The sequence below is a fragment of the Pontibacterium sp. genome (genome assembly GCF_041587635.1).
Taxonomy (GTDB): Bacteria; Pseudomonadota; Gammaproteobacteria; order Pseudomonadales; family Balneatricaceae; genus Pontibacterium.
This window is the reverse complement of the sequence record NZ_JBFGYC010000458.1, coordinates 1-3,285: the sequence shown is the minus strand read 5'-3', so window position 1 is coordinate 3,285 and position 3,285 is coordinate 1. Positions and strand designations below refer to the sequence as shown.

3 protein-coding genes are annotated in these 3,285 nt (G+C 49.4%); 2 read left to right on the top strand and 1 reads right to left on the bottom strand.

Annotated elements, in window-relative coordinates:
• Positions 1–203: 203 nt before the first annotated feature.
• Positions 204–1,961: a sigma 54-interacting transcriptional regulator gene (locus ABYW01_RS17405; protein ID WP_372835189.1), complete on the bottom strand. Its 1,758-nt coding sequence runs from the start codon at positions 1,959–1,961 to the stop codon at positions 204–206.
• Positions 1,962–2,444: 483 nt separating this feature from the next.
• Between ABYW01_RS17405 and ABYW01_RS17400 the strand changes: the two genes are divergently transcribed.
• On the top strand, positions 2,445–2,915 hold the full coding sequence (locus ABYW01_RS17400; RefSeq protein ID WP_372835187.1) for a cytochrome c: 471 nt from the start codon (positions 2,445–2,447) through the stop codon (positions 2,913–2,915).
• Positions 2,916–3,037: 122 nt separating this feature from the next.
• Positions 3,038–3,285 (top strand): hypothetical protein (locus ABYW01_RS17395; protein WP_372835184.1); only part of this gene is annotated, 248 nt, incomplete at its 3' end.

The window sequence follows — 3,285 nt, the reverse complement described above, 5'->3', positions numbered from 1 at the left end:
GGACGCTGCGCGCGAATGTTCATCAAGGCCAGAAGTGACAAAGACTTCGTTAAACAGGCCGGATATATGGCAGCAACCTGCCACGTCATCGAAGCATAGAGCCTTTGCAAATCGGGAGGAGACCATATATGGGACGAGCGAAGCGATTCCCAACACCACCTATTTCGATAAACGTCTGATGTTAGGTTTCGCAACATACGCAACTATTCTGCTTCGCCTGCAGTGCTGACGTGGATAGCGTCTTCGCGTTCTGTCTGCTTCTTAAGACGATACGCCAATGCAGGGCGAGAAAGCCCTAATGCACGAGCGGCTTTAGACACGTTGCCATCACACTGACTCATCGCCTGATCAATCAATGTGGATTCAAAAGCCTCCATATCAAAGCCCTTGTTCAGCCAAGCCGCAGCGTACTGCTCCATATTCATCTCCGACAATGCGGTATCCGCTGCGGGTGACTCTTCACAGAGCGCCCCCTGCTTATTGATCACGTTCAGCGGGTGGCTCGGTTCAGCCAGAGACGGGAAGAAGTCACTCAAGCCAATCAATTGATTGTTATCGGTGAGGATTACTCCACGCTCGATCATATTTTCCAACTCCCGAATATTCCCCGGCCACGCATAGGTCATAAGCGCCTGCATCGCTTTATCGGATACGCCCAACGTACGCTTGTTATAGAGTGCGTGGTACTTGTCCAGAAAATGGGTGGTCAGTGCTGGGATATCCTCGGTGCGCTCCCGTAATGGTGGGATCGCCACAGGAAACACATTCAGACGATAGAACAGATCTGCACGGACTCGACCGTCACGCACTGCTTCTTCGAGATCTTCATTAGTCGCGGCAACAACGCGTACATCCAGTTTACGGGTACGGGAATCACCCACACGCTCAAGCTCGCCTTCCTGCAGGACGCGCAGCAACGACGCCTGTGCACGGGGTGTCAGTTCGATGACCTCATCGAGGAAGATTGTTCCGCCGTCTGCGCGTTCAAACTTGCCCGCGCGTGCCTGAGTCGCGCCAGTATAGGCACCTTTCTCAACCCCAAACAATTCAGCTTCAATCAAATCGTGGGGCAGGGTGGCGCAATTCACCGCCACAAAGGGATTTTCAGACCGATCGCTGCTGGCGTGTAAGCCTTTGGCCACCACCTCTTTGCCAACACCCGTCTCACCCAGCAGCAGAATAGAAACTTTGCTGCAGGAGGCTTTCTTAATCAGCTGACACACATTCTTAAATGCTTTCGACTGGCCAACTGATTTGTATAGCAGGTCGTCATCATTTCGCTGTTGGATGCTGCTTTTCAGGCAATCAATCTCTGATTGCAGCGCGAATAGCTCTTCAATGATCGGATCGGGCTTCAGGTAACGTTCGATCTCGGCAGGGTCATCCCACTCTTCAATCGGACGGCCGATAATCGTGCAGTGTTCCTCGCCACAAGCGCTGCAGCCAATCTCTTTATAGAGCACTGTGCGTTGCATGTAATAGCTGGTGTAGCCACTGGCATAGCCAAGCAGTGTCCAGCATACAGGCTCATCAGATGGACCGTAGTCGGCGACGTGAACTTCAGATTCATAGGACCCAAACCAGTCAAACTCACCATAAAAGTGGCCTTTCTCGACATCAAATTCAAATTTGATGGGGCGGACCTTTACGATGCCTTCAATCATATGCATCTGAGGTCCAACCAAGAAAGCATCACCTGAGGTGAGATCTGGTCGGATTTTTTTTGCCAGCTCAGCATCACGCTGGCCGGATTCATAGCCAAACCGCATTAGCAACGCTTTGGCACGTTCAAGCCCCAAAGAGTTGATGAGTTCCTTACGCAACGATCCCATTACGCCGGAGTGAATAAGCAACATCCGCTGTTCATTCAGCCAGATTTTGCCCTCTTCGACGTCGAATTTGATCTGCGACAGAAGGTCTTGCGCGGAAGGGCTGGGCAGCTCTTTACGCTCTGTCTTCATTATATTTTTTTGTAATTGTTCTTATTAATGAACTCTGGATACAGGCAACCAATGCAGCACTGTATTCAAAGAGGTTCTGCAGTCCACTCTGTATTGTCTACAGGTTTCCCGTCAGCCCTTAGCACTCTACCCCTATTTTTGGCAGATAAGTGTGTAAAAGAAAAGGAGTTTTTTGAGATTTTGAACTAACGGACCGGTCCAAAAACGAACATATCATATTTGTGCATACGCCTGAGGACGTTGGCGTTGGCCAAAGAGATAAGGAAATGCGGATAGTCGAACTTTGTAAGCTAGGACGCGCGCTGCGATTCCCTGTATCTGCTTACTTGCTCTGTTTCAGGAGTGGCGTATTGCTCTATTCAACCTACGACAACCGTTAACTTTACAAAAGTTAACTTAGTATTAGATTCTTTGAATATATAGTCGGTGATACCATACCGCGACGTGAGTTATTCCATAATCAGATTTGACAGGAGTCGAACAATGAAAGGTCTTGTGAAAGCACTTTCTACAATTTCTCTGGCAGCGCTGGTAGCGATGCCTGCCATGGCTGAGGAGCCGTTTGAAAAAGAGATTGAAGCTCGAAAAGCCCATATGCAAGTTGTGAAATATAACATGGGCATTTTAGGTGCAATGGCGAAAGGGAAGCGTGAATACAACGCTGAACTGGCAGATGCTGTAGCGAAAAACCTGTATAGCGCAGCGGCCATGAACAATATGACTATGTGGCCAAAAGGATCTGATAACAGCGTTGAAGGTCTGGAAGAGCTAACTAAATCTAAGCCGGAAATGTGGGCAGATGATTCCGAAGTGGGCGACAAACACATGGCATGGGTCAAGGCATCCGAAAACATGTCTGCCGCTGCAGGTCAGGGCCTTGGAAGCCTGAAAAAGGCGATGGGGCCGCTGGGTAAATCCTGCAAAGGTTGCCACAAAGCCTATAAATCCAAGTAAGATTTCGATACCTCTGCGTTAGTTTCAGTGCTGGCGCAGAGCCTTTTGGCTTCCTCGCGGAGCCACAGGTTATCGTTTTCCGGTATGATGCACGATAGCGTTTGAATCTATCGAGTCCTGTTTTGCCTCACACTGATCTGCACCCCTTTGAGCTTCATCATCCTGTATTTACTGACTGCTTATCTGACAATGTCCGTACATTGCTGGGATTTGTCGCGCTTCGTTATGCAAAGCATGAACAACGTGAACTGATAGAGTGGATCAACACCGAGCGCATTTTGTTGGACGGTGTGCCAGCACACCCCGGACAATGTCTCACGGCAGGGCAAATAGTGTCCGTAATAATGTCCGATCATTGGGAGGATGCAGT

Excerpts from the sequence above, each read along its gene's own strand:
- ABYW01_RS17405 (WP_372835189.1), bottom strand. The coding sequence starts at position 1,961 with ATGAAGACAGAGCGTAAAGAGCTGCCCAGCCCTTCCGCGCAAGACCTT.
- ABYW01_RS17400 (WP_372835187.1), top strand. The coding sequence starts at position 2,445 with ATGAAAGGTCTTGTGAAAGCACTTTCTACAATTTCTCTGGCAGCGCTG.